Annotated in this window: 1 protein-coding gene; it reads left to right on the forward strand. The window is 54.7% G+C overall.

Annotated features, from left to right (window positions below; all coding sequences use genetic code 11):
* Positions 1-127: 127 nt before the first annotated feature.
* Complete coding sequence (locus NW858_RS09175; protein ID WP_414520339.1) at positions 128-706, forward strand: DNA-binding response regulator; 579 nt, start codon at positions 128-130, stop codon at positions 704-706.
* The last annotated feature ends 9 nt before the right edge of the window (positions 707-715 follow it).

Here is a 715-nt window from a genome sequence, read left to right on the forward strand (position 1 = left end):
CCCTGCTAGGCCTTCTCAGGCCTAACTTGAGGCTACACTAGGGTAGCTTGTCGGTGGGATCCCTAAACTGCAAAGGGGTTTTAGCCGTCCCCCCCACAGCCGACAATGGATTTGGAGGAGTGGATCGATGTTTGAGGTCGAGAACCGAACTGCCCCGCTCAAGTTTTTGGTGGTCGAGGATCATCCCGAGGTCGCCCAAAACAATTGCGAGTGGCTGCAACGGATTGCAGCAGATGCTCAATGCATCACAGTCTCCAATCCGATGGACGCCATCCTGCGCCTGCAGCGGGAGCAGCCGGACTTGGTAGTAGCCGACTTGCTCTACGGCCAAACCAGTGGCGAACAGTCTGCTGAACCTGGTCTAGAGTTCTTGCGCCACATTTTCGAGAACTATCCTACTTTGAATGTAATGGCCTATTCCAGCGAGCCGCTGCTGCTGACTCCTTTGGTGGGCCTGATCAGCAAACACCAAGGTGGATTTGCCGCAGTCAACAAAATGGAGCGGCGCACTGTGTTTTTGGAGGGGGCCAAAAGTGCCCTCAATGGAGAACTGCGCATGCCCCGTGAGTTGCGCGGCTTGACCAAGCTGACGGAGCGGGAAATCGAGGTCTTGAACCTGCTCTGCAAAGAGGCTCTTACCGACCAGGCCATCGCTGACCGCATCCACACGAGCAAAAAGACCGTACAAAATTGCTGTCTCTTATAAACAACTACT

The organism is Synechococcus sp. H55.10 (assembly GCF_047502715.1).
GTDB lineage: Bacteria > Cyanobacteriota > Cyanobacteriia > Thermostichales > Thermostichaceae > Thermostichus.

Bases quoted from the DNA above. Each gene is read 5' to 3' on its own strand.
- NW858_RS09175 (WP_414520339.1), top strand. From the start codon at position 128: ATGTTTGAGGTCGAGAACCGAACTGCCCCGCTCAAGTTTTTGGTGGTC.